This window comes from Paenibacillus paeoniae (assembly GCF_003388735.1).
Classification (GTDB): Bacteria; Bacillota; Bacilli; order Paenibacillales; family Paenibacillaceae; genus Pristimantibacillus; species Pristimantibacillus paeoniae.
Genome location: NZ_QUBQ01000004.1, coordinates 426,359 through 446,444, shown reverse-complemented (window position 1 = coordinate 446,444; position 20,086 = coordinate 426,359). Strand labels below are relative to the sequence as shown.

Genomic DNA, 20,086 nt, shown 5'->3' with positions numbered 1-20,086 from the left:
CAAGCTGATTAAGTAAACTTCGTTATCGATTCAATCTTGCGATTGTATCGGGCAGTTTCGCTCGTTGTTCAGTTTTCAAAGAACAATCTCTTGTCTTTCGTTTCTTGCGTGTCAGCCGTTTGTCTCAACGGCGACTTAGATAATATATCATGTATGCCTACACGATTGCAAGTGTTTTTTATCATTTTTTTTAATTTCTTTTTCAAACCTCATAATTTCCTTGTAATACCGCTACTTTCAGCCCTTTTCTTCACCTTTAATCGCTACAATAATGCCGTTATATTCTCCATATGCTTTTGCTTTCTCCAATGTAGGCAATCATTCTCCACCATCTATATGCGTATCTCTTACGCCGTAGATCATAAGCAGCTTCTCTCCGAACTCTACATCCATCGCATACTGCTTAATGGGATATCCTTGAGCCTGCGCCCAATCGTGGGATCTGCTGATCCATTCCAAGGCTTTGACCAAATCGGCATCCTCCGTATCTAGGCTCATACTAAGATGTAGAGGAATCGGCAGACGAGGGTCCAGCTTCATATTCAAGCTTAGCCATTCTTTGTAATCCTTCACGTCCTCGGTCTGATGCATGACCAACATATACCGAATTGGAGTACCGATCTGATCGGATATTTCCTTTTGCAGCATAATGGCGTATTCCTTCGATAACCTGCGAAAGGTCTAATCATAATCCATCACTTTAAAGGAATAGTCGTCTCTAATATCGTTCTTCCCATGATACTCGACGCTGAAACGTATGTCGGCGCTCGATTGCGACTGAATATGCGCAATGTAAGAGTTGTCCTTAAAATTATAGACTCCGCGATACGAACTCATTGTCCAACTCCGGATATTGTGCAGCGATGTGCCGCTCAATTGCTGACTTGGCGATTGCAGATGAGATCGGGTTCCCTACAAAGCCGTTAGCCACAAACAATATCACCCCTATTAATGAAAAAGCGGCGATCATTCCCGCAATTACCCGCCATATTATTTTTCGTGATGCTTTCATGATGATCGACTTCCTTTCTGAAAAGAGAATTGTAGCAACAACCCAATTATGATCCCTGTTGCTGTCAGTAAAGCATATATGCCGATATAGGGCAGGCTAGTGCCCCAAACGACCGGGTCCCAGCCCACTCTTATGAAGCTATTAGCGAATTGGTACAGGTAGGACGCCGCGAATACAATCAAAGGCATGGCCAAGCTCCAGCCTCGCTTCATACTAAAGACGCCCATTGCGCCCACAAAAGGCATAATAATCAGGTTATAGAACATACCGAATGAGCCCGTCATCGCAATGCCGATAACAGCCCCTACCAGCAGTACAAAAAGCTGAGTCATGACAACTCCACGTTTGATCGCTTCAAGGATGCGTCGATCTTGCGATGCGTCCCGCTCCGGCGGAACACTTCCGTAACTGTCATATTCCTCGCGCATAGCGAAGTCTGTCTTCATATAATAGTCGACCAACGCGACTGAATCGCTGCTTGCAAACACATACTCAGCAAGCTCTACCGTTATCCTATTACTTTCAATACTTGAGGCTACATATAGTTGAAGCAAGTCACTGTATTCGACGCTGCCCTTTTGACTCTTCAGATGATCCAGCCACTTATGTCTGGCAATAAAGCATAGCCAGGTTTTCAAGGAAGATTATCCTTTGAAACCATGAATCGATTGAATGGCTCTAATAAAGGTTTCAGACAACAAATCGTCCGTAAGCGAAGGATTGTTCGTCAGGACAGCAAGTAATGATACACATCGTGCTTGTACTCTCGATATAACTGCTCAATCTGCTTCGTCCCTGCCCCCCTTCCTTCAATTAGTTGAGGCTCCACAGCATTTCGTTACACTTCCGCAAAAAAAAGAGCAAGCTTCTCTCCGTTCCCGTTGAGCGGAAACGATCGATAAGCTTGCTGTAGGTGGTGCATATGCCGTTTACTTCACGACTTCTTTAATATGAAGATGCCGTGCAACGGTTAAGTTTTCAATGACACCATTAATCGATACCCAAGGTCTTGTTGGATGCGTCCGCTCCGAGAACACAATCTCCCCAATACGATCGTCGCTCAGTCGAACAACGGTGCCATTGTGGAATTGCGTCACTCTCTCGACAAACGTTCTGACATAACTGGCATCCAGCTTGCCGAAGGCGTCGCTCTGAATTTGCTCCAGTACCAGATAAGGCGATGCCGCTTTGCGATACGACTTATTCAGCGTCATCGCATGAAAGATATCCGCAATGCTCACTATTTTGGCATAGGGATGCATTTTGCTGGCGTCGATACCTAACGGATAGCCGGTTCCGTCTATCTTCTCATGATGCTGCAACGCTGCAAGCTTTACGCCTTCATTCAGCGCCGCAACATTCTTAAGCAATTGGTAGCCAAGCACGGTATGTCGTTTCATCTCTTCCTGCTCATCCGGTGTGAGCGCGTTCGGCTTGGACAAGATGCCCCGGTCAATGCGTACATTGCCGATATCCTTCAGAAGACCCGCGAGTGCAACCTGCATCCAATCCTTCTGCGGCTGGCCAACCCATTGAGCAATTAGATAGGACGTCATTGCAGACGTAACGCTATTATGAAGCAAATAATCGCGTTCCTGGAACGTTCTTGGTGCGAACGTAAGAATCTTGTAGTCCGCGATATGCTGGAGCAGACGCTCCAGCTGTATTCGGATATCCATAATTGGCATGCCTTGTCCCGTTACATAGGAATTAAATACATGCCGAAGCACATCGATCATCTTCTCATACTCGCGATGCAAAGGGGTAGCCGGAGGCTGACCCTTCGTTCCGACGATTTCTTCCGGCTTCTCTTCTCCGCTCTTCGACTCGCTGAAGCTGTTCACAACCGCAACGCTGGTCACAAGAAAAGCCTGTAGAATGTCGATTTCCTTCGACGTAATGACCTTTCCCTTCTGTAACAAGACGCTCCCAAGCGGGGTGAGGACATCTTCTCCGATCTTGTCGCCTAGCTTAAGTTGCGCAACTGCTACTGTTCCCACGGAAGTCCCCTCCCCTGCATGCTGGATCTATTATCAATCTATTCGGAATCTGAAGGGCCTTCCACGCCTTCTTCCAGTCCCTCTTCTTCCGATTCGCCTTCATTCACTTCACTGCGGGCTACACGTGTTACGGTCGCAACCGTATCATCATCACGCGTATGGATCAACCTTACGCCCTGCGTATTGCGGCCCATCGTAGAGATACCCTCCATGCTGGTCCGAATGAGCGTGCCGAGAGCGGTCATAATCATCAAGTCCTCGTCGTTTTCCACGACTTTGAGCGAGACGATTGGTCCGTTCTTGTCCGTCACATTCAGCGTCTTGATCCCTTTGCCGCCACGGTTCTGGATTCGATACTCGCCAATTGGCGTACGCTTGCCGTAGCCCTTGGAGGTTACGATCAGAACGTCTTTATCCAATACAACGACATCCATATCGATAACTACGTCGTCATCATCAAGACCGATACCCTTCACGCCTGTCGCGGAACGTCCCATAGAGCGGACATCCTGCTCGGAGAATCGGATCGACATGCCTTGAGCCGTACCCATAATAATCTCCTGGTTGCCGTCCGTCAGCTTCACGCCGATCAGATCATCGTCTTCACGCAAGGAGATGGCAATGAGGCCAACCTTGCGAATATTGACGTAATCATCCAGAGGTGTCTTCTTCACGACACCTTGTCTGGTGGCGAAAAATAGGTACTGATCAGCATCAAAGGCTTGAACCGGGATAACCGCATTGACCGTCTCACCCTGCTCGATCTGAATCAGGTTGATGATTGGCGTTCCTCTTGCCGTACGACTGAGATCAGGAATCTCGTATGCCTTCAGCTTGTACACTTTGCCCTTGTTCGTGAAGAAGAGCAGGAAGTGATGCGTATTGGATACGAATAGATGCTCGACAAAGTCGTGCTCCTTCGTGTCCATGCCGACTACGCCTTTTCCGCCGCGCTTCTGGCTGCGGTACGTCGTTACAGGCAGACGCTTGATATAGCCGGAATGTGTAATCGAGATGATCACATCTTCGCGCGGGATGAGATCCTCGTCGAGAATTTCTTCGTCGCTTGCCGTAATCTCGGTACGGCGCTCGTCTCCGAATCTCTCCTTGATCTCGTTAAGCTCCGTGCTAATAATATCTAGCACCAGCTGCTCATCAGCAAGAATCGCTTTGTATTCTGCGATCTTCTTCATCAGCTCGGCGTATTCCGCTTCAATCTTGTCGCGTTCGAGACCTGTCAGACGCTGCAAGCGCATATCCAGAATCGCTTGCGCTTGCTCATGTGTCAGCGAGAAGCGATTGATCAAGCCTTCACGGGCTTGATCTGCTGTCTGGGAAGCGCGGATAAGAGCTATGACCTCATCCAAATGGTCAAGTGCAATACGCAGGCCTTCCAGAATATGAGCGCGAGCTTCCGCTTTTCTCAGATCGTATTCCGTACGGCGACGGATCACTTCGATCTGATGCTGCAAGTAATGATACAGCATGTCGCGCAAGTTCAGCGTCTTAGGCTCACCGTTCACCAACGCCAGCATATTGATGCCGAAGTTGGATTGGAGCTGCGTCTGCTTGTACAGATTGTTCAGCACGACGCTAGGATTCACGTCGCGGCGAAGCTCGATCACAACACGCATGCCGTTGCGGTCCGATTCGTCGCGCAGATCCGTAATGCCTTCAATTTTCTTCTCACGCACCAGTTCAGCGATCTTCTCCACCAGTCGAGCCTTAATGACTTGGTAAGGAAGCTCATGTACGATAATGCGTGCCTTGCCGCCGTTCTCCTCGATCGTTGCGCGAGCGCGCATCGTCACTGAGCCGCGACCCGTCAGGTAAGCCTGACGAATACCGTTGCGTCCCATCACGAAAGCTGCTGTCGGGAAGTCCGGTCCTTTCACATATTCCATCAGCTCGACCGGCGTAATATCCGGATTGCGGATAAGCGCCTGCGTGCCGTCGATGACTTCATTCAAATTATGTGGCGGTATATTGGTCGCCATGCCTACGGCAATGCCGGTAACGCCGTTGACGAGCAGGTTCGGGAACCTCGAAGGCAAGACAACTGGTTCATGCTCCTCGCCGTCATAGTTCGGCACAAAATCAATCGTTTCTTTGTTAATATCGCGAAGAAGCTCCATCGCCATCTTGGATAAGCGTGCTTCCGTATAACGCATGGCTGCCGCCATATCACCGTCGATCGAACCAAAGTTGCCATGTCCGTCAACGAGCATATAGCGCATGGAGAAGTCCTGCGCCATCCTGACCATGGATTCATAGACTGCCGAATCGCCGTGAGGATGATACTTGCCGATAACCTCGCCTACGATTCTCGCCGACTTCTTGTGAGGCTTGTCCGGTGACATGCCCAGTTCAGACATTGCATACAGAATACGCCGATGCACCGGCTTAAGCCCGTCCCTTACATCAGGCAATGCGCGGCTTACGATGATACTCATCGCATAGTCCATAAAGGAATCTCGCATCTCCGTACCGATATCGCGGTCTGTCACTGACATTCGTTGTTCTTCCGCCATGCTTTACCTCCCTGACGTGATCTATCTGATTGCCCAAACAGGAATTCCATTATATTACTTTCACAAAAGCAGTAGAAGTAAACCTAGATCGGGCTATGTTTCTGGTTATCTGTCCCTTACATGAAGAATCGGCAAAAAATAGGCCAACTTTCACTCTCCATCTTAAAAAAAACGTCATAAAGTAAACAGACCCAACTTTTATTATACCATTCATTCCAGAGTCTGTCTTGTGCCAAGCCAGTTGAGACTAAGAAATATTGCTTATAGATTAATGACCATTTTGGAGAGGAAGAGGTGATATGACGTTGAGAATTCAGCGCGTGAGGAGCAAATGGGCGAAAACAAAGGTTTTGAACAGATCCAGCGACCTGCGCCCATACGTTCCGCTCACGAAACGATTCAACCGCGAGATGCTTCGCTCTATGCTGGATGAGCATAGTATGGTCTATGTGAAGCCAGACAGCGGAACCTACGGCAAAGGCGTCATCCGTGTAGAAAAAACTAACGAGGGCTACAGCTATCAGATTCAGAAGGACGGCCGCCTTGCAGCGACGTTCGACGGACTCTGTGAAGAATTGCAGCGCTACACAGGTAAGAAGGGCTACCTCATACAAAAGGGCGTCTATCTGCTGAAACATCAGAAGAGACGGTTCGATATTCGCGTCATGATTCAGAAAAATTTGCAGAATGAATGGGAGACGACAGCCATTATCGGTCGTCTGTCTCATCCGAGCAATGTCGTCACGAACTACCATAGCGGAGGAACGATGGTGACGTTCGAGAAGCTGATGTCCGAGCATCTGTCTTCTTCCGAGATTAGTGCATATCGGAATCGGTTGAATAAGCTCGGCGCTTCTATCGGCCGGCAATTGAGCACAGCCTACCCCAACTTGAAGGAACTCGGAGCAGATATCGCAATCGATACGAAGCTGCATCCATGGGTGCTGGAAGTAAACACGAAGCCGCATCCGTATATTTTCAAAATTTTGTCCGACAAAAGCATCTATCGAAAGGTTCGAAAATATTCGCTGGCCTACGGCGGCATGAAGAACAAACGGTCAAATTGATGGGAAGCCATCTGCAAGTCACATGTACAAAAGAAGAGCAGCCTCCATGGGAAGCTGCTCTTCTGCTTGCTATATTCTAGAAATCCAAATTGGTTACATACTTCGCATATTTCTGGATGAATTCACGACGCGGCTCAACGTTGTCGCCCATCAGCGTATCGAAGATCGTATCGGCCTCGATCGCATCCTGAATCGATACTTGCAGCATCGAACGGCTCTCCGGATCCATCGTCGTCTCCCATAGCTGAACTGCATCCATCTCGCCCAGACCTTTGTAACGCTGAATGTTCACTTTGACGCCTTCGCCAAATTCGGCGATTACGGAATCTCTTTCCTTCTCCGTCAGAGCGTAGCGAACCACTTTATTGCGTTCAACCTTGAAGAGCGGCGGCTGTGCGATATAGACAAAGCCTGCTTCGATAATCTGACGCATGTAGCGGTAGAAGAACGTCAGCAGCAGAGTACGAATATGCGCACCATCGACGTCGGCGTCCGTCATTATAATAATCTTGTGGTAACGAGCCTTCGCGATATCGAAGTCGTCACTGATGCCTGTGCCAAGCGCCGTAATGATTGCGCGGATCTCGGCATTACCAAGAATACGGTCCAGACGTGCCTTCTCGACGTTCAGGATCTTGCCCCGCAACGGCAGTATCGCCTGGAAATGACGATCGCGGCCTTGCTTTGCGGAGCCGCCGGCGGAATCACCTTCGACGATATACAGTTCGCTGATTGATGCGTCCTTGGACGAACAGTCAGCCAGCTTGCCTGGCAGCGACCCTACTTCCAGCGCGCTCTTGCGGCGCGTAAGCTCACGCGCTTTGCGTGCAGCCTCACGAGCACGAGCAGCTTGCAGGCCCTTCTCCACGATCCGGCGGGATACGCCTGGATTCTCATCCAAGAACTCCTGGAACTTCTCCGCGAAGAACGATTCCACGATACCGCGGACTTCGCTGTTGCCAAGCTTTGTCTTCGTCTGGCCTTCGAATTGCGGTTCAGGAATCTTAACGGAAATAATCGCTGTCAGACCTTCACGCACGTCATCGCCGGAGAAATTGGAGTCATTATCCTTGATGAGATTGGTCTTTCTAGCGTAATCGTTAATAATACGTGTCAATGCGCTCTTGAAGCCGGATTCATGCGTTCCGCCTTCATGCGTATTGATATTGTTAGCGAAGGAATAGATATTCTCGCTGTAGCTGTCGTTATATTGCAGAGCGACTTCGACCTGGATATGATCCTTCGAGCCCTCTACATAGATTGGCGTCTCATGCAGCGCTTCCCGGTTCCGGTTCAGGAACAGGACGAACTCTTTCAAGCCGCCTTCATATTTGAACGAATTCGATACGCCCGAACGCTCGTCCGCCAGCGTAATCTCGATGCCTTTGTTCAGGAACGCCAGCTCGCGAATCCGGTTTTGCAGAATCTCGTATTCATAGACAGTCGTTTCAGTAAACACCTCGGTGTCCGGCAAAAACGTTGTACGTGTTCCCGTCGTTTCCGAGTCGCCTACGATCTTCACATCGTATTGCGGAATACCTCTGCGATATTCTTGCTGATAAACCTTGCCGTCACGGCTGACTTGCACGCGAACATGCTCCGACAGCGCGTTCACGACGGATACGCCGACGCCATGCAGACCGCCGGATACTTTGTAGCCCTCGCCGCCGAACTTGCCGCCCGCGTGAAGAACGGTCATGACAACCTCCAGCGTCGACTTCTGCAGTTTCGCGTTCATCCCTACCGGAATACCGCGGCCATTATCTATAACGGTAATGCTGTTATTCTCGTGAACAATAACATCGATCTTGGTGCAATAGCCGGCCAGCGCTTCGTCGATACTATTATCGACGACCTCCCATACGAGATGGTGAAGGCCTTTCCCGCTTGTGGAGCCGATATACATTCCGGGGCGTTTGCGTACCGCCTCTAATCCTTCCAGAACCTGTATCTGACTCTCGTCATACGTATGCTGTTCCAAAGACATGCAAGTTCACTGCTCCTCTCAACTGCTCTTCCTGTTCGTTATCCGTTCGCCGCAAAATGATGTGCTCGCTTCTTGAGCGTAGAGGATGATATCGGCGAATAATATATTTTCTTATGCGTGACGACTATGGACTTCGGCTCTTCCTCGCCGATGGTTTCCACATCCTTGCGCTTGCGCGCACCCGCGACGAATTGCTTGGATAGCTTGGAAGATTGCTCGATGGAAATATCGAATATGGCCACCAATTCGGCCGCACGGATAATCTTCTCTCCGCCCAAATGAATGTACATTTCCCGTTCACTTCTCCTTATTCGCCCGAGTCCTGTTAGATCGTCACGCTGCCATCGCGCACATGATAGATACCGGCATCTTGGAGCTTCGCCATGTTGACGCTCTCCAGGCCGGTTGTTGTAATAAACGTCTGTACTTTGTCTTGAAAGGTTTCTATTAGCTGCGTCTGCCGATTCTGGTCAAGCTCCGACAAGACATCATCGAGCAGCAGCAGCGGATATTCGCCGATCTCCTCGTTGATCAGCTCGATCTCTGCGAGCTTCAGCGACAACGCCGTGGTGCGCTGCTGTCCCTGCGATCCGAATATTTGGGCTTCCTTGCCGTTGATGAAGAAGGCGAGGTCATCGCGATGCGGTCCCGCCAGCGTAACCCCTCTTCGAATCTCCTGATCTTTCACCTGTGTTAACTTTATCATAAATTGATCAAATAAAACAGATTCATCTTGCATAGCATCCGTATCGAAAGAGGGCCGGTAGTGAATCGTAAGTTTCTCAGTACCATTGGTGATACCGGCATGGATCTGCTCCGCGAACGTTTGTAATTTATGAATAAAGTGTTTCCTTTTTTTCATAATTTTAACACCAAACTCAGCTAGCTGCATATTCCATACGTCCAGCATGGCATTATTCACACTGCCGGGGGATGCGGTCTTGAGGTAATTGTTCCGCTGCTGCAGCACCTTGCCATATTGCGTCAGCGTATGCAAATAGCCGGGCTGCACCTGTCCGATCTCCATGTCAAGAAATCTTCTACGTACGCCCGGCGAGCCTTTCACAATCTCCAAATCTTCCGGAGCAAACATCACCACATTGACCGAGCCGATAAAATTGCTCAGCTTGCGCTGCTCCAATCCGTTAATCTTGGCTTTCTTGCCTTGAGAGGAATAGGTCAGGTCAAGCGTTACGTTTCCGTACCGCTTGCTGACCTCTCCCGCTATTCTCGCCGTATCGCCCTGCCAGCCAATCAATTCCTTGTCCTTCGACGTTCGATGAGACTTGGATAAGGCTAGCGCGAATATGGCTTCCAGCAGATTCGTCTTCCCTTGCGCATTGGGCCCAAGGAAAACATTCACTTTATTCGGTGTCGCAAGCTTCAGCTCACGATAGTTGCGGTAGTTTTGCAATTCAATGCTGTTTAAGAACACTCTCCGAGCCTCCCGGTTCTCCACGCCTCACTTGCCGGCTACGACGACAAATACGCCACAGCCCTCTACTTCCACGCGATCGCCTGCATAGAGCTTTCTTCCGCGTCGATTGTCCGCTTCCCCGTTGATGTGGACAACTGCTTCCTGAAGAAAAAATTTCGCTTGTCCACCTGTGGATATACAATCCGCGAGCTTCAGGAATTGTCCCAGCGCGATATATTCCGTACGAATCTCTACTTCTTTCATTTCTCTGTCGTTCCTCTCGTTGCCTTCGGCTGACGTTAATTCGTCGTGCGGTAAGGCAGAATGACATACATGCTATAGTCATGATCCATTGGCTTAATAATAATCGGTCTCATCGCTCCCGTGAAGCCGATAAACAGCTGCTCGCTATCAATAACCTTCAGCACATCAAGCATATATTTGGAGTTGAACGCGATGCGCAGCGGCTGTCCCGACATGCTCTTCGCTTCCAATTGCTCGGTCACGCGGCCAAGCTCCGTCGAACTGGAGGAAATCTCGATCATACCGTCTTCTTGTGTAGCCAGACGAACAATATTCGTCTTCTCTTCACGGGACATCAGATAGGCGCGGTCGATCGCGTCCATCACATTTTTGGTATCCAGGACAAGCTCCGTTTCGAATACTTGCGGAATAATTTTGGACGTATCCGGGTAGGTGCCATCCAGAATGCGAGTGTAGAACAAAATGTTATCCATTTTGAAAAGCACTTGATTGTCAGCGACGACGATATCGACAAGCGTATTCTGATCTGGAATCAGTCTGGACAACTCTCCAAGTGTCTTGGCTGAGATGACAACATTGCTGAATTGGAGTGTTTCGTCTGCATCAACCTTTGTCGTACGGCTTGCCAGACGATGGCGGTCGGTTGCAGTAAATTTTAATTGTCCATCATGCAGGTTCCATAGCACACCGGTTAGAATCGGCGTTTGCTCGCTAGTGGAAGCCGCTAGAATCGTTTGTCTGATCATCGACTTAACGAGATCACCAGGTATTTGAAGCAGATTATCCTGTTCAATAGATGGCAGAATCGGGAATTCCTCGGGGTCGAGGCCGACCATTTGGATTTCAGTAGAACCTGAACGAATGATGGTTTGGAAGCTTGGTCCTACCTCGATGACGACTTGTTCGGAAGGAAGCTTCTTGACGATTTCTACAAAAAATTTGGCTGGCAGCACGACGCTTCCCGGCTTTTCGACTTGTGCAATGATCGTATCTTCTTGTTCTACGGTGATATAGCTTTGAATAGATATATCAGTATCACTAGCGGTTAGTGTTACGAATTGGTGGTTAACGTCGATCTTGATACCTCCGAGAATCGGAATGGCTGGACGCGAAGAGGCTGCTTTGGCTACTTGTTGAATAGCGTCATTCAGCTCATTTTTGGAAATCGTTAGTTTCATTTCGTCACCCGTTTCTGCTTAATTTAATGATATTTTTTTAAAGATTTATTAGTAGCAGTAGTAGTAGGGGCCCTGAATATGTGGATAACCCCAGAAAACAGTGATAAATCAAGCCTATCCACATGTGCATAGCGTGTGCATAGGCTTGACTAGTTGTTCACATTTAATTTTTTATTTTCTCAGTCAGATTTTGAAGGATTTTGAACAGTTCCTGGTCAACCTTCAACTGCTGTGTAATTTTCTCATGGGCGTGTATAACGGTCGTATGATCTCGACCTCCGAATGCCTCGCCAATCTTCGGCAGAGAGAAGTCTGTCAGCTCTCTGGACAAGTACATGGCGATCTGTCTTGGATACGCTACAGCCTTGGTCCGTTTCCGCGCTTTGAATTCCTCCAGGCGAAGCCCGTAGAACTCGCCGACTTTGATCTGAATGTCCTGAATCGTAATCATTCTCGGCCGGCCGGAAGGGATAATATCCTTCAGTGCCTCCGCTGCGAGATGCGACGTAATGTCCGCGTTTATGAGCGAGGAATAGGCAACTACCCGGATGAGAGCGCCTTCGAGCTCACGGATATTGGTATTGATCTGATTGGCGATATAGTTCATCGCTTCATTCGGGATGTCAAGGTTCTCGGCTTTGGCCTTCTTGCGAAGAATCGCGATGCGCGTCTCCAGATCCGGCGGCTGAATATCGGTGATGAGTCCCCATTCGAAGCGGGAACGAAGCCGATCTTCGAGTGTCGGAATTTCTTTTGGCGGCCGGTCGCTGGAGATGACGATATGCTTGCGTTCCTCGTGGAGCGCATTAAAGGTATGGAAAAATTCCTCCTGTGTTTGCTCCTTGCCGGCCAGAAACTGAATATCGTCAATAAGCAGCACGTCGATATTGCGGTATTTGGTGCGGAAGCTCTCGCCCTGATTGTCGCGAATCGCATTAATGAATTCGTTCGTGAATTTCTCGGAAGAGATATACAGAACCTTTGTATTGGGATTATGGTCCATAATATAATGCCCGATCGCATGCATAAGGTGCGTTTTACCAAGACCTACGCCTCCATACAGGAAGAGGGGGTTGTACACTTTGGCCGGTGCTTCAGCTACAGCAAGCGATGCCGCATGCGCAAAACGGTTATTGGCTCCAACGACGAAGGTGTCGAAGGTATACTTCGGATTTAGCATATGAGAATGTGTCTCTTCGGCGGCCTCGGTTACTTTTGGCGGCTTGGGCTGCATCATAACGCTCTGTTCCGACGCTTTGGGCTCGCCGATGGAAAATCTGACATCGACTTGCTTGCCCAAAAATTCGTATAAGGTCGATCGAATCAGCTTAGTGTAACGGCCTTCAAGCCATTCTGCGGCAAAAGTTGTTGGCGCGGTTATTTCAAGTACGGAATCATCGACGAAAGAAGCTTTGGTTTCCTTAAACCAGGTGTCAAAGCTTGGCTTGCTTAACTTCGTCTGGATGATTGACAATACTTGTTGCCATAAATCGTAAGTATGGCTGTCCACAGACTGTCACTCCTTATCATCTATCGCGCGAGTTGCGCAGGTACGCAGAAATATGTCGAATAGCTATTGTTATTAACGAAATCATCCACATTATGACGGATTGTAAAAATCGAGTTATAAATAGGGGATAAATTTGTTCACAATGTTATCCACAGGCTGTTAATAAATTCGAGGAAGAACTACGCTCATCCACAACGAAAACATATCCATCATAGCAAATGACGCCTTATATTTCAACGAAATTGCGGATATTATCCACATCGTCAATAACTTGTGTATAAGAGTTATCTACAACACAAGATATTGTTTATATCATGTTAAGATTTCGACAAAGTTCGTTTTCAGTGGTGTTTTTCTATCCACATGTTATTAATTTCTACAGCAACGTATACCTGCCGTCATTTATCCACATGATGAATGAGCATGATTTGCCAACGGTTGCATAAAGGGAGTAGACATTGACTTTTGGACGTCAGCATGGTTTAATAGTAAAAGTGATTTTTTATAAAGGGACGGCCGTATGCCGTTTACGAATTCACATGTAATATAGGAGGTGCAGCTTAATGAGACCTACATTTAAACCGAATGTAAGCAAACGTGCGAAAGTGCATGGCTTCCGCAAACGGATGAGCACGAAGAACGGTCGTAAAGTTTTGGCGGCTCGTCGCCAAAGAGGCAGAAAAGTACTGAGCGCGTAAGCTGAAGACCACGTCTGGTGGTCTTTTTTTTTGCTTACATTTAGATACATGAATTATTGGAGATAATGAGGAAGGGAACGGTGACGGGCAGTCATGCGCAGGTCATTGCGACTTCGAAATCGTGAAGATTTCAACCGAATATACAGGGGCGGCAAGTCATTCGCTAACTCACAGTTCGTCGTCTATTGGTCGAGGCAGCGAATTGCCGATCCGTTCCGACTTGGCGTATCCGCCAGCAAGAAGATTGGGAATGCCGTCATGCGTAATCGCATGCGCCGGATGGTGAAGGAAATTGTCCGTCATCTGGAGGACCGCGTTCAGCCGCACACGGACCTTATATTAATCGTAAGAAAACCGGCGACGACGATGTCGTTGAAAGAGATGGAGAAGAGTGTCATCCATGTGCTGAAAAAAGCTGGTTTGCTGAAATAATGAATGAGCTTCGGGACATGCTCCCAGCTTGTTTCTTTGTGCTATAAATTATGGTATAGTCTATCTTGGAATAGAACTATGCGGATAGCTCTCAGAGAGGAGATTACAAGTTGTTTCGGAATTCTAAGCGAAAATGGCTTCTAGTGCTTGGATTGGTCATGTTAATGGGGTTGCTCGCAGGTTGTGTGCCCGCTGACCATACTATGGAGACGGAGGACCTATTAAAGGGTAACTTCTGGGAGAAAAACGTTGTTTATTATTTTGCGATCACGCTTGATTCGTTCGCCGGATGGCTTGGCGGTTCGTATGTGCTTGCGATCTTGTTGCTCACGATAATCGTTCGTACGGCTATCTTGCCGCTGACGATTAAGCAATTCCGAAGCTCCAAGGCTATGCAAGCGCTCCAGCCGCAAATGGCGGAGCTCAAGAAGAAATATAAAGACAACCCGCAGAAGCAGCAGGAAGAGACGATGAAGCTGTTCCAGACGCATCAAGTGAATCCGATGGCAGGCTGTTTGCCGCTAATCGTTCAGATGCCGGTCTTTATCGCGCTGTATAACGCGATCTATTGGAACAAAGACATTCGTATGGACGATATTTTCGGATTTGTGCTTGGCGAGCCAAGCCCGTGGTATTTCTTGCCGATTTTGGCGGCTGCTACGACGTTCATTCAGTCGAAGATGATGCAGAAGACACAAACCCAGCAAATGCCGGGTATGTCGATCATTCTGACGATCTTCCCTGTATTGATTTTTGTTATGTCGATGTCATTCCCTGCGGCGCTTCCGCTGTATTGGGTATTCAGTAACATCTATACAATTGTTCAAAACTACTTCCTGTACGTACGTTCATCAGACAAGGGTAAGAAGGAGGTCCTTGCGAAATGAAGAAAATCGTTGCATCGGGCAAGACGATAGACGATGCTGTACGTTATGGATTGACACAATGGCAAGTTACGGAAGATCGCGTGAAGATTGTTGTGCTGGAGCAGCCCTCGAAGGGGCTGTTCGGATTGATTGGCGTCAAAGAGGCGAAGGTGGAGCTTGAGCTTATACCGGATGCACTGGAGGAAGCCGAGAAATTTCTACTTGATGTAGCAAGAACAATGGGATTGTCGGTTCGTATTGATCGTAAGCAGACGAAGGATGGCACGCAGCTGTCCGTCTCGGGTGAAGGTGAGCTCGGTATGCTGATCGGACGGCGCGGCGGGACGTTAGACGCTTTGCAGTACTTGATTAATATTGTGGCTAATCGTTATTCGAACAGTCATCTTCGTATCGTTCTCGATGCAGAGGATTTTCGCGAGCGTCGGCGCAAGACGTTGGAGGAGCTCTCCGATCGTCTGGCCGGACGTGTCATCCGCACAAGAAAAGAAGTTGTGCTTGAACCGATGACGCCGCTCGAACGCAAGGTTATTCATTCCCAGCTTCAGAATCACCCCAAGGTGAGAACATTCAGCAAGGGCGACGAGCCGAATCGGAGAGTCGTTATTGCGCTGAAGTAGGGATGAACTCTTTCTATACTTATACTCGATATGCAGCAATGGCTTCCCAAGGTCATTGCTGTTTTTCCATTCGGAATAGAAGTTTGACCGGGATATTCAATTTAGGCTTGGCCCTGAGAGGTGCTGATTCAACATGATTCAAGATACGATCGCGGCAATCTCCACAGCAGTCGGGGAAGGCGGCATTGCCATCATTCGCATAAGTGGTCCGCAAGCGATTAGCGGGACCGATGCGATATTTCGTTCGAAAATAAGTCTAAAAGACGCCGATACGCATACGGTGCATTACGGGCATATCATAGATCCAGCCTCCAGCGAGAAGGTGGAGGAAGTGCTGGTTACGGTAATGAAGGGTCCACGATCTTTCACAGCGGAAGACGTGGTAGAAATTAACGCACATGGCGGCGTTATTGCGGTGAAGAAGGTGCTCGACGTTGTGTTGCAACTGGACGGGTATCGTACGGCGGAGCCGGGGGAATTCACGAAGCGTGCGTTTCTGAATGGACGTATCGATCTGATGCAAGCGGAGGCGGTCATTGACCTCATACGCTCCAAGTCGGATCGTGCGTTTTCCGTGGCTCGCAAGCAGGCAGAAGGGGTACTGTCGAAGCGGATCAAAGCGTTGAGACAGACCGTTATTGAGCTGCTTGCGCATATTGAAGTTAACATCGATTATCCGGAGCATGATGTCGAAGCGATGACGAGTGCTTATATTCGAGAGCAGTGTGAGCTGGCGATTGCGGAGATCGATAAGCTGCTAAAAACGGCAAACGAAGGTAAAATATTGCGTGAGGGCATTATGACGGCGATTGTCGGCAGGCCAAATGTCGGGAAGTCATCGCTTATGAACGTATTGACGCAGGAGAACAAAGCGATTGTGACGGATATTCCGGGAACAACGCGTGATGTTATCGAGCAGTTCGTCACATTGAACGGTATTCCGCTGCGCTTGCTGGATACGGCCGGTATTCGGGAGACAAGCGATGTGGTGGAGAAGATTGGGGTTGAGCGTTCCCGTGATGCGCTGCAAGGAGCGGATCTGATCTTGTTCGTTCTGAATTATAACGAACCACTAGTGGATGACGACCGGCAACTGCTGGAGCAGCTGAAGGATCGTTCTGTTATCGTTATTATTAATAAGATGGATCTTCCCGGTCGTTTGGAGCTTGCTGAAGTAGAGCAGTATGTATCATCGGATGCGATAGTTCGTATGTCGGTGCTGCAGGAGAGCGGCCTCGACATCCTTGAGGCGACGATCAGCGAGATGTTTTTCGAAGGACAACTGGAAGCCAATGATTTGACTTATGTCAGTAATGTGAGACATATTGCCCTGCTGAAGCGGTCTAAGCAGTCGCTGGTAGATGCGATAGAGGCAACGCATGTCGGCATACCGATTGATGTGATACAGATTGATGCACGCCAAGCTTGGGAGTCTCTGGGAGAGATTCTCGGTGATGAAGCGGGCGATTCGTTGATTGACCAAATATTTTCACAGTTCTGTCTTGGAAAGTAGGGTGATAGGCAATGAGTTATGAAGCGGGAGAATTTGATGTTATCGTCATTGGCGCCGGTCACGCGGGATGTGAGTCGGCTCTTGCATCGGCTCGTATGGGCTGCGAGACGCTGTTGCTGACGATTAATTTGGATATGGTGGCATTCATGCCGTGCAATCCTTCCATCGGCGGTCCGGCCAAAGGCCACGTCGTTCGTGAGATTGATGCACTGGGCGGCGAGATGGGACGCAATATCGATAAGACGTTTATTCAGATGCGTATGTTGAACACGGGCAAAGGCCCGGCGGTTCATGCACTGCGTGCACAGGCGGATAAGTTCTCTTATCAGCATCTAATGAAGAAGACGATTGAGGAGACGCCTGGTCTGACGCTCCGCCAAGGCATGGCGGAAGAGCTTATTGTTGAAGACGGCAAGTGCGTGGGTATCATTACGAAGACAGGGGCGATCTATCGCGCGAAAGCGATTGTCGTCACAACAGGCACGTACTTGCGCGGCAAAATCATTATGGGCGAGCTGATGTACGAGAGCGGCCCGAACAACCAGCAGCCTTCGCTGCGTTTGTCCGCGAGCTTGAAGGAGCATGGTCTGGAGTTGATCCGATTCAAGACAGGTACGCCTCCGCGCGTGCATAAGGATACGATCGACTTCTCCAAGACGGAGATTCAGCCTGGCGATGAGAAGCCGAAGTTTTTTTCCTATGAGACAAAATCGTCCGATAATGAACAGCTCCCATGCTGGCTGACGTACACGTCGGAGAAGACGCATCAGATTATTAATGACAACTTGTATCGCGCTCCGTTGTTCACGGGCGCTATCGAAGGCACAGGCCCGCGTTACTGTCCGTCCATCGAGGACAAGGTCGTCCGATTCGCCGATAAACCGAAGCATCAGATATTCCTGGAGCCGGAAGGAAAGCACACGTCCGAATATTATGTGCAAGGATTATCCACAAGCATGCCAGAGGATGTACAACTTGATATTTTACGATCTATTCCAGGATTGGAAAAAGTTGAGATGATGCGTAATGGCTACGCCATTGAGTATGATGCGGTTATCCCCACTCAGCTTTGGCCGTCACTGGAGACGAAGAAGATTGACAGCTTATTCACAGCTGGACAAATCAATGGCACCTCGGGCTATGAAGAAGCAGCTGGTCAAGGTGTTATGGCTGGCATTAATGCAGCTCGCAAAGTACAGGGCAAGGAGCCGATTATTATCGGACGTTCCCAAGGTTATATTGGCGTTATGATTGATGATCTCGTGACGAAAGGAACAAACGATCCATATCGCTTGTTGACTTCGCGTGCGGAATATCGCTTGCTGCTCCGTCATGACAATGCGGATCTACGTCTGACTCCGATTGGTTATGAAATCGGATTGATTAAGGAAGAACGCCATAACCAGTTTCTTCAGAAGAAAGCGTTGGTGGAGCAAGAGACTGAGCGCTTGCGCAACACAAAGATTAAACCTGATGATGTAGCGGAGATGTTGGAATCGGCAGGTTCTGCGCCACTGATACAGGGCGGGGATATTTTATCGCTGCTGAAGAGACCTGAGGTAACTTATGACCACCTGGCAAGTGTATCGCCTTCGCCTTATGAATTAACAGATGAGATGAAGGAGCAAGTCGAGATTCAGATCAAATATGCAGGTTACATCGAAAAACAGCTGTTGCAAGTTGAACGATTGAACAAAATGGAGAAAAAACGGATTCCTGTTGATATTGACTATAACGATGTGAACAGCTTGTCTTTGGAAGCGAAGCAGAAGCTGATCCTCGTTCGTCCATTGTCGATTGGTCAGGCATCCCGTATTGCTGGTGTAACACCTGCTGACATTTCCATTTTGCTCGTTTACTTAGAACACTATAATCGTGTAACTGCGGCAAGAGGAAACTAATGGACAATACAACTCAATGGTTTGTTGAAGCGATAAGGGAGAGAGGGATTTCTCTCTCCGAGCAGCAGCTGCAACAATTTGAACTTTATTATACGATGCTGGTTGAATGGAATGAACGGATGAATTTGACGGGGATTACGGAGCGGGCTGCTGTCTACGAGAAGCACTTCTACGATTCCGTCTCCCTTGCTTTCTATACGGATATGAACAAAGTGGAGAGATTGGCGGATATCGGTTCAGGTGCGGGATTCCCGAGCATTCCCTTGAAGATTTGTTTTCCCCACTTGCAAGTGCTGATTGTCGATTCTTTGAATAAGCGCATTGGATTTCTTAATGCATTAAGCGAGCAGCTAGGCTTGTCGAATGTACAATGTGTCCATGGACGAGCAGAGGATATAGCTAGACTAGCAGAGCATCGTGATCAATATGATTTGGTAACGGCTAGGGCAGTAGCCAAGTTAAATGTGCTGAATGAGTTCTGTTTGCCTTTTGTGAAGAAGGGCGGTTTATTTGCTGCGATGAAAGGTTCCCAGTCGGATGAAGAGGTGAAAGAAGCTTCTTTCAGCTTAAGAGAGTTGAGAGGGCGGTTGCAAGCGCAGCATGCTTTCAGCTTGCCGAAGGAGAATGCTGAGCGTCATATTGTGTTCGTTCAAAAAAATGAGGCAACGCCTAAAAAATACCCGCGCAAAGCGGGGACACCTTTAAAGCAGCCTCTTCTGTAGAAAAAAAGGAATGTTTCACGTGAAACATTCCTTTTTTTTAGAATGAAACGTTACTACAACTCTATCGTATGATTACAAGCGACATTCATGTTTCTTTTGTGACGAAAAATTGGAATATATGCGTTGTTTTATCGTAATTTTCATAATCATTTATGTTGTCAAGCAGGAGATTAAACGGAGCTAGTCGAATTTAAGTTATATCGAAAACTCCTCTCAAGTATTGAGTGGATATTTCTCCTCGAAAGAAGTCTAAGCTATAAAGATAAAAGCAACGTAACGATGTCTCAGATGTGCTCTGCTCATCGCATCAAACGTATAGAGCTTAGGATTTATTACAGGGTCGGGTGGTA

Annotated in this window: 19 protein-coding genes; 8 read left to right on the top strand and 11 right to left on the bottom strand. The window is 48.4% G+C overall.

The features are described 5' to 3' along the window. Positions 1-318: 318 nt before the first annotated feature. From DX130_RS20350 to gyrA, 5 genes are all read right to left on the bottom strand, one after another. Positions 319-648, bottom strand: a complete 330-nt coding sequence (locus DX130_RS20350; RefSeq protein WP_116048479.1) for a hypothetical protein — start codon at positions 646-648, stop codon at positions 319-321. Between the two features lie 163 nt (positions 649-811). Further along, positions 812-1,012, bottom strand: a complete 201-nt coding sequence (locus tag DX130_RS20345; RefSeq protein WP_116048477.1) for a YfjL-like protein — start codon at positions 1,010-1,012, stop codon at positions 812-814. Beyond that, positions 1,009-1,650, bottom strand: coding sequence for a hypothetical protein (locus DX130_RS20340; protein WP_206098865.1), 642 nt, complete (start codon positions 1,648-1,650; stop codon positions 1,009-1,011). Before DX130_RS20340 ends, DX130_RS20345 begins: the two co-directional genes overlap by 4 nt. Positions 1,651-1,941: 291 nt before the next feature. Then, positions 1,942-3,012 (bottom strand): HD-GYP domain-containing protein, encoded by a 1,071-nt coding sequence (locus tag DX130_RS20335; protein WP_116048476.1) that lies wholly within the window; start codon positions 3,010-3,012, stop codon positions 1,942-1,944. A gap of 38 nt (positions 3,013-3,050) precedes the next feature. Further along, positions 3,051-5,543, bottom strand: a complete 2,493-nt coding sequence (gyrA, locus tag DX130_RS20330; RefSeq protein ID WP_116048474.1) for a DNA gyrase subunit A — start codon at positions 5,541-5,543, stop codon at positions 3,051-3,053. A 299-nt stretch (positions 5,544-5,842) separates the two neighbouring features. Between gyrA and DX130_RS20325 the strand changes: the two genes are divergently transcribed. Beyond that, complete coding sequence (locus DX130_RS20325; RefSeq protein WP_240644611.1) at positions 5,843-6,610, top strand: YheC/YheD family protein; 768 nt, start codon at positions 5,843-5,845, stop codon at positions 6,608-6,610. 76 nt (positions 6,611-6,686) lie between these two features. Here DX130_RS20325 and gyrB read toward each other — a convergent pair whose 3' ends face one another. The 6 genes from gyrB to dnaA form a co-directional block, all read right to left on the bottom strand. Then, a complete protein-coding gene (gene gyrB, locus DX130_RS20320; RefSeq protein ID WP_116048472.1) occupies positions 6,687-8,597 on the bottom strand; it encodes a DNA topoisomerase (ATP-hydrolyzing) subunit B in 1,911 nt (636 codons plus the stop codon). Between the two features lie 38 nt (positions 8,598-8,635). Next, positions 8,636-8,887, bottom strand: coding sequence for an extracellular matrix regulator RemB (gene remB, locus DX130_RS20315; RefSeq protein WP_116048470.1), 252 nt, complete (start codon positions 8,885-8,887; stop codon positions 8,636-8,638). A gap of 35 nt (positions 8,888-8,922) precedes the next feature. Next, positions 8,923-10,032 carry a DNA replication/repair protein RecF gene (gene recF, locus DX130_RS20310; protein ID WP_116048469.1) on the bottom strand — a complete coding sequence of 370 codons (1,110 nt, stop codon included), beginning with the start codon at positions 10,030-10,032 and terminating at the stop codon, positions 8,923-8,925. A gap of 27 nt (positions 10,033-10,059) precedes the next feature. Further along, on the bottom strand, positions 10,060-10,278 hold the full coding sequence (yaaA, locus tag DX130_RS20305; RefSeq protein WP_116048467.1) for a S4 domain-containing protein YaaA: 219 nt from the start codon (positions 10,276-10,278) through the stop codon (positions 10,060-10,062). 35 nt (positions 10,279-10,313) lie between these two features. After that, on the bottom strand, positions 10,314-11,456 hold the full coding sequence (gene dnaN / locus DX130_RS20300; RefSeq protein WP_116048465.1) for a DNA polymerase III subunit beta: 1,143 nt from the start codon (positions 11,454-11,456) through the stop codon (positions 10,314-10,316). A 163-nt stretch (positions 11,457-11,619) separates the two neighbouring features. Further along, positions 11,620-12,966: a chromosomal replication initiator protein DnaA gene (gene dnaA, locus DX130_RS20295; RefSeq protein WP_116048463.1), complete on the bottom strand. Its 1,347-nt coding sequence runs from the start codon at positions 12,964-12,966 to the stop codon at positions 11,620-11,622. A 563-nt stretch (positions 12,967-13,529) separates the two neighbouring features. Between dnaA and rpmH the strand changes: the two genes are divergently transcribed. The 7 genes from rpmH (at position 13,530) to rsmG (ending at position 19,736) form a co-directional block, all read left to right on the top strand. Continuing rightward, complete coding sequence (gene rpmH, locus DX130_RS20290) at positions 13,530-13,664, top strand: 50S ribosomal protein L34 (protein WP_084134421.1); 135 nt, start codon at positions 13,530-13,532, stop codon at positions 13,662-13,664. A 93-nt stretch (positions 13,665-13,757) separates the two neighbouring features. Next, positions 13,758-14,096, top strand: coding sequence for a ribonuclease P protein component (rnpA, locus tag DX130_RS20285; RefSeq protein ID WP_116048461.1), 339 nt, complete (start codon positions 13,758-13,760; stop codon positions 14,094-14,096). Positions 14,097-14,254: 158 nt separating this feature from the next. Next, on the top strand, positions 14,255-14,983 hold the full coding sequence (locus DX130_RS20280; RefSeq protein ID WP_116048532.1) for a YidC/Oxa1 family membrane protein insertase: 729 nt from the start codon (positions 14,255-14,257) through the stop codon (positions 14,981-14,983). Then, entirely contained in the window at positions 14,980-15,600 is a 621-nt protein-coding gene (jag, locus tag DX130_RS20275) for an RNA-binding cell elongation regulator Jag/EloR (protein WP_116048460.1), read from the top strand. The genes DX130_RS20280 and jag overlap by 4 nt, the downstream gene beginning before the upstream one ends. A 133-nt stretch (positions 15,601-15,733) precedes the next feature. Then, positions 15,734-17,113, top strand: a complete 1,380-nt coding sequence (mnmE, locus tag DX130_RS20270; RefSeq protein ID WP_116048458.1) for a tRNA uridine-5-carboxymethylaminomethyl(34) synthesis GTPase MnmE — start codon at positions 15,734-15,736, stop codon at positions 17,111-17,113. 11 nt (positions 17,114-17,124) lie between these two features. Beyond that, positions 17,125-19,014 (top strand): tRNA uridine-5-carboxymethylaminomethyl(34) synthesis enzyme MnmG, encoded by a 1,890-nt coding sequence (gene mnmG / locus DX130_RS20265; protein ID WP_116048456.1) that lies wholly within the window; start codon positions 17,125-17,127, stop codon positions 19,012-19,014. After that, complete coding sequence (gene rsmG / locus DX130_RS20260; RefSeq protein ID WP_116048454.1) at positions 19,014-19,736, top strand: 16S rRNA (guanine(527)-N(7))-methyltransferase RsmG; 723 nt, start codon at positions 19,014-19,016, stop codon at positions 19,734-19,736. Before mnmG ends, rsmG begins: the two co-directional genes overlap by 1 nt. Positions 19,737-20,086: the final 350 nt, after the last annotated feature.

What these genes read in the sequence shown, in the direction of transcription:
- DX130_RS20350 (WP_116048479.1), bottom strand. Translation starts at nt 648, where the DNA reads ATGCTGCAAAAGGAAATATCCGATCAGATCGGTACTCCAATTCGGTAT.
- DX130_RS20345 (WP_116048477.1), bottom strand. Translation starts at nt 1,012, where the DNA reads ATGAAAGCATCACGAAAAATAATATGGCGGGTAATTGCGGGAATGATC.
- gyrA (WP_116048474.1), bottom strand. Translation starts at nt 5,543, where the DNA reads ATGGCGGAAGAACAACGAATGTCAGTGACAGACCGCGATATCGGTACG.
- DX130_RS20325 (WP_240644611.1), top strand. Translation starts at nt 5,843, where the DNA reads ATGACGTTGAGAATTCAGCGCGTGAGGAGCAAATGGGCGAAAACAAAG.
- gyrB (WP_116048472.1), bottom strand. Translation starts at nt 8,597, where the DNA reads ATGTCTTTGGAACAGCATACGTATGACGAGAGTCAGATACAGGTTCTG.
- remB (WP_116048470.1), bottom strand. Translation starts at nt 8,887, where the DNA reads ATGTACATTCATTTGGGCGGAGAGAAGATTATCCGTGCGGCCGAATTG.
- yaaA (WP_116048467.1), bottom strand. Translation starts at nt 10,278, where the DNA reads ATGAAAGAAGTAGAGATTCGTACGGAATATATCGCGCTGGGACAATTC.
- dnaN (WP_116048465.1), bottom strand. Translation starts at nt 11,456, where the DNA reads ATGAAACTAACGATTTCCAAAAATGAGCTGAATGACGCTATTCAACAA.
- rpmH (WP_084134421.1), top strand. Translation starts at nt 13,530, where the DNA reads ATGAGACCTACATTTAAACCGAATGTAAGCAAACGTGCGAAAGTGCAT.
- rnpA (WP_116048461.1), top strand. Translation starts at nt 13,758, where the DNA reads ATGCGCAGGTCATTGCGACTTCGAAATCGTGAAGATTTCAACCGAATA.
- DX130_RS20280 (WP_116048532.1), top strand. Translation starts at nt 14,255, where the DNA reads ATGTTAATGGGGTTGCTCGCAGGTTGTGTGCCCGCTGACCATACTATG.
- jag (WP_116048460.1), top strand. Translation starts at nt 14,980, where the DNA reads ATGAAGAAAATCGTTGCATCGGGCAAGACGATAGACGATGCTGTACGT.
- mnmE (WP_116048458.1), top strand. Translation starts at nt 15,734, where the DNA reads ATGATTCAAGATACGATCGCGGCAATCTCCACAGCAGTCGGGGAAGGC.
- mnmG (WP_116048456.1), top strand. Translation starts at nt 17,125, where the DNA reads ATGAGTTATGAAGCGGGAGAATTTGATGTTATCGTCATTGGCGCCGGT.
- rsmG (WP_116048454.1), top strand. Translation starts at nt 19,014, where the DNA reads ATGGACAATACAACTCAATGGTTTGTTGAAGCGATAAGGGAGAGAGGG.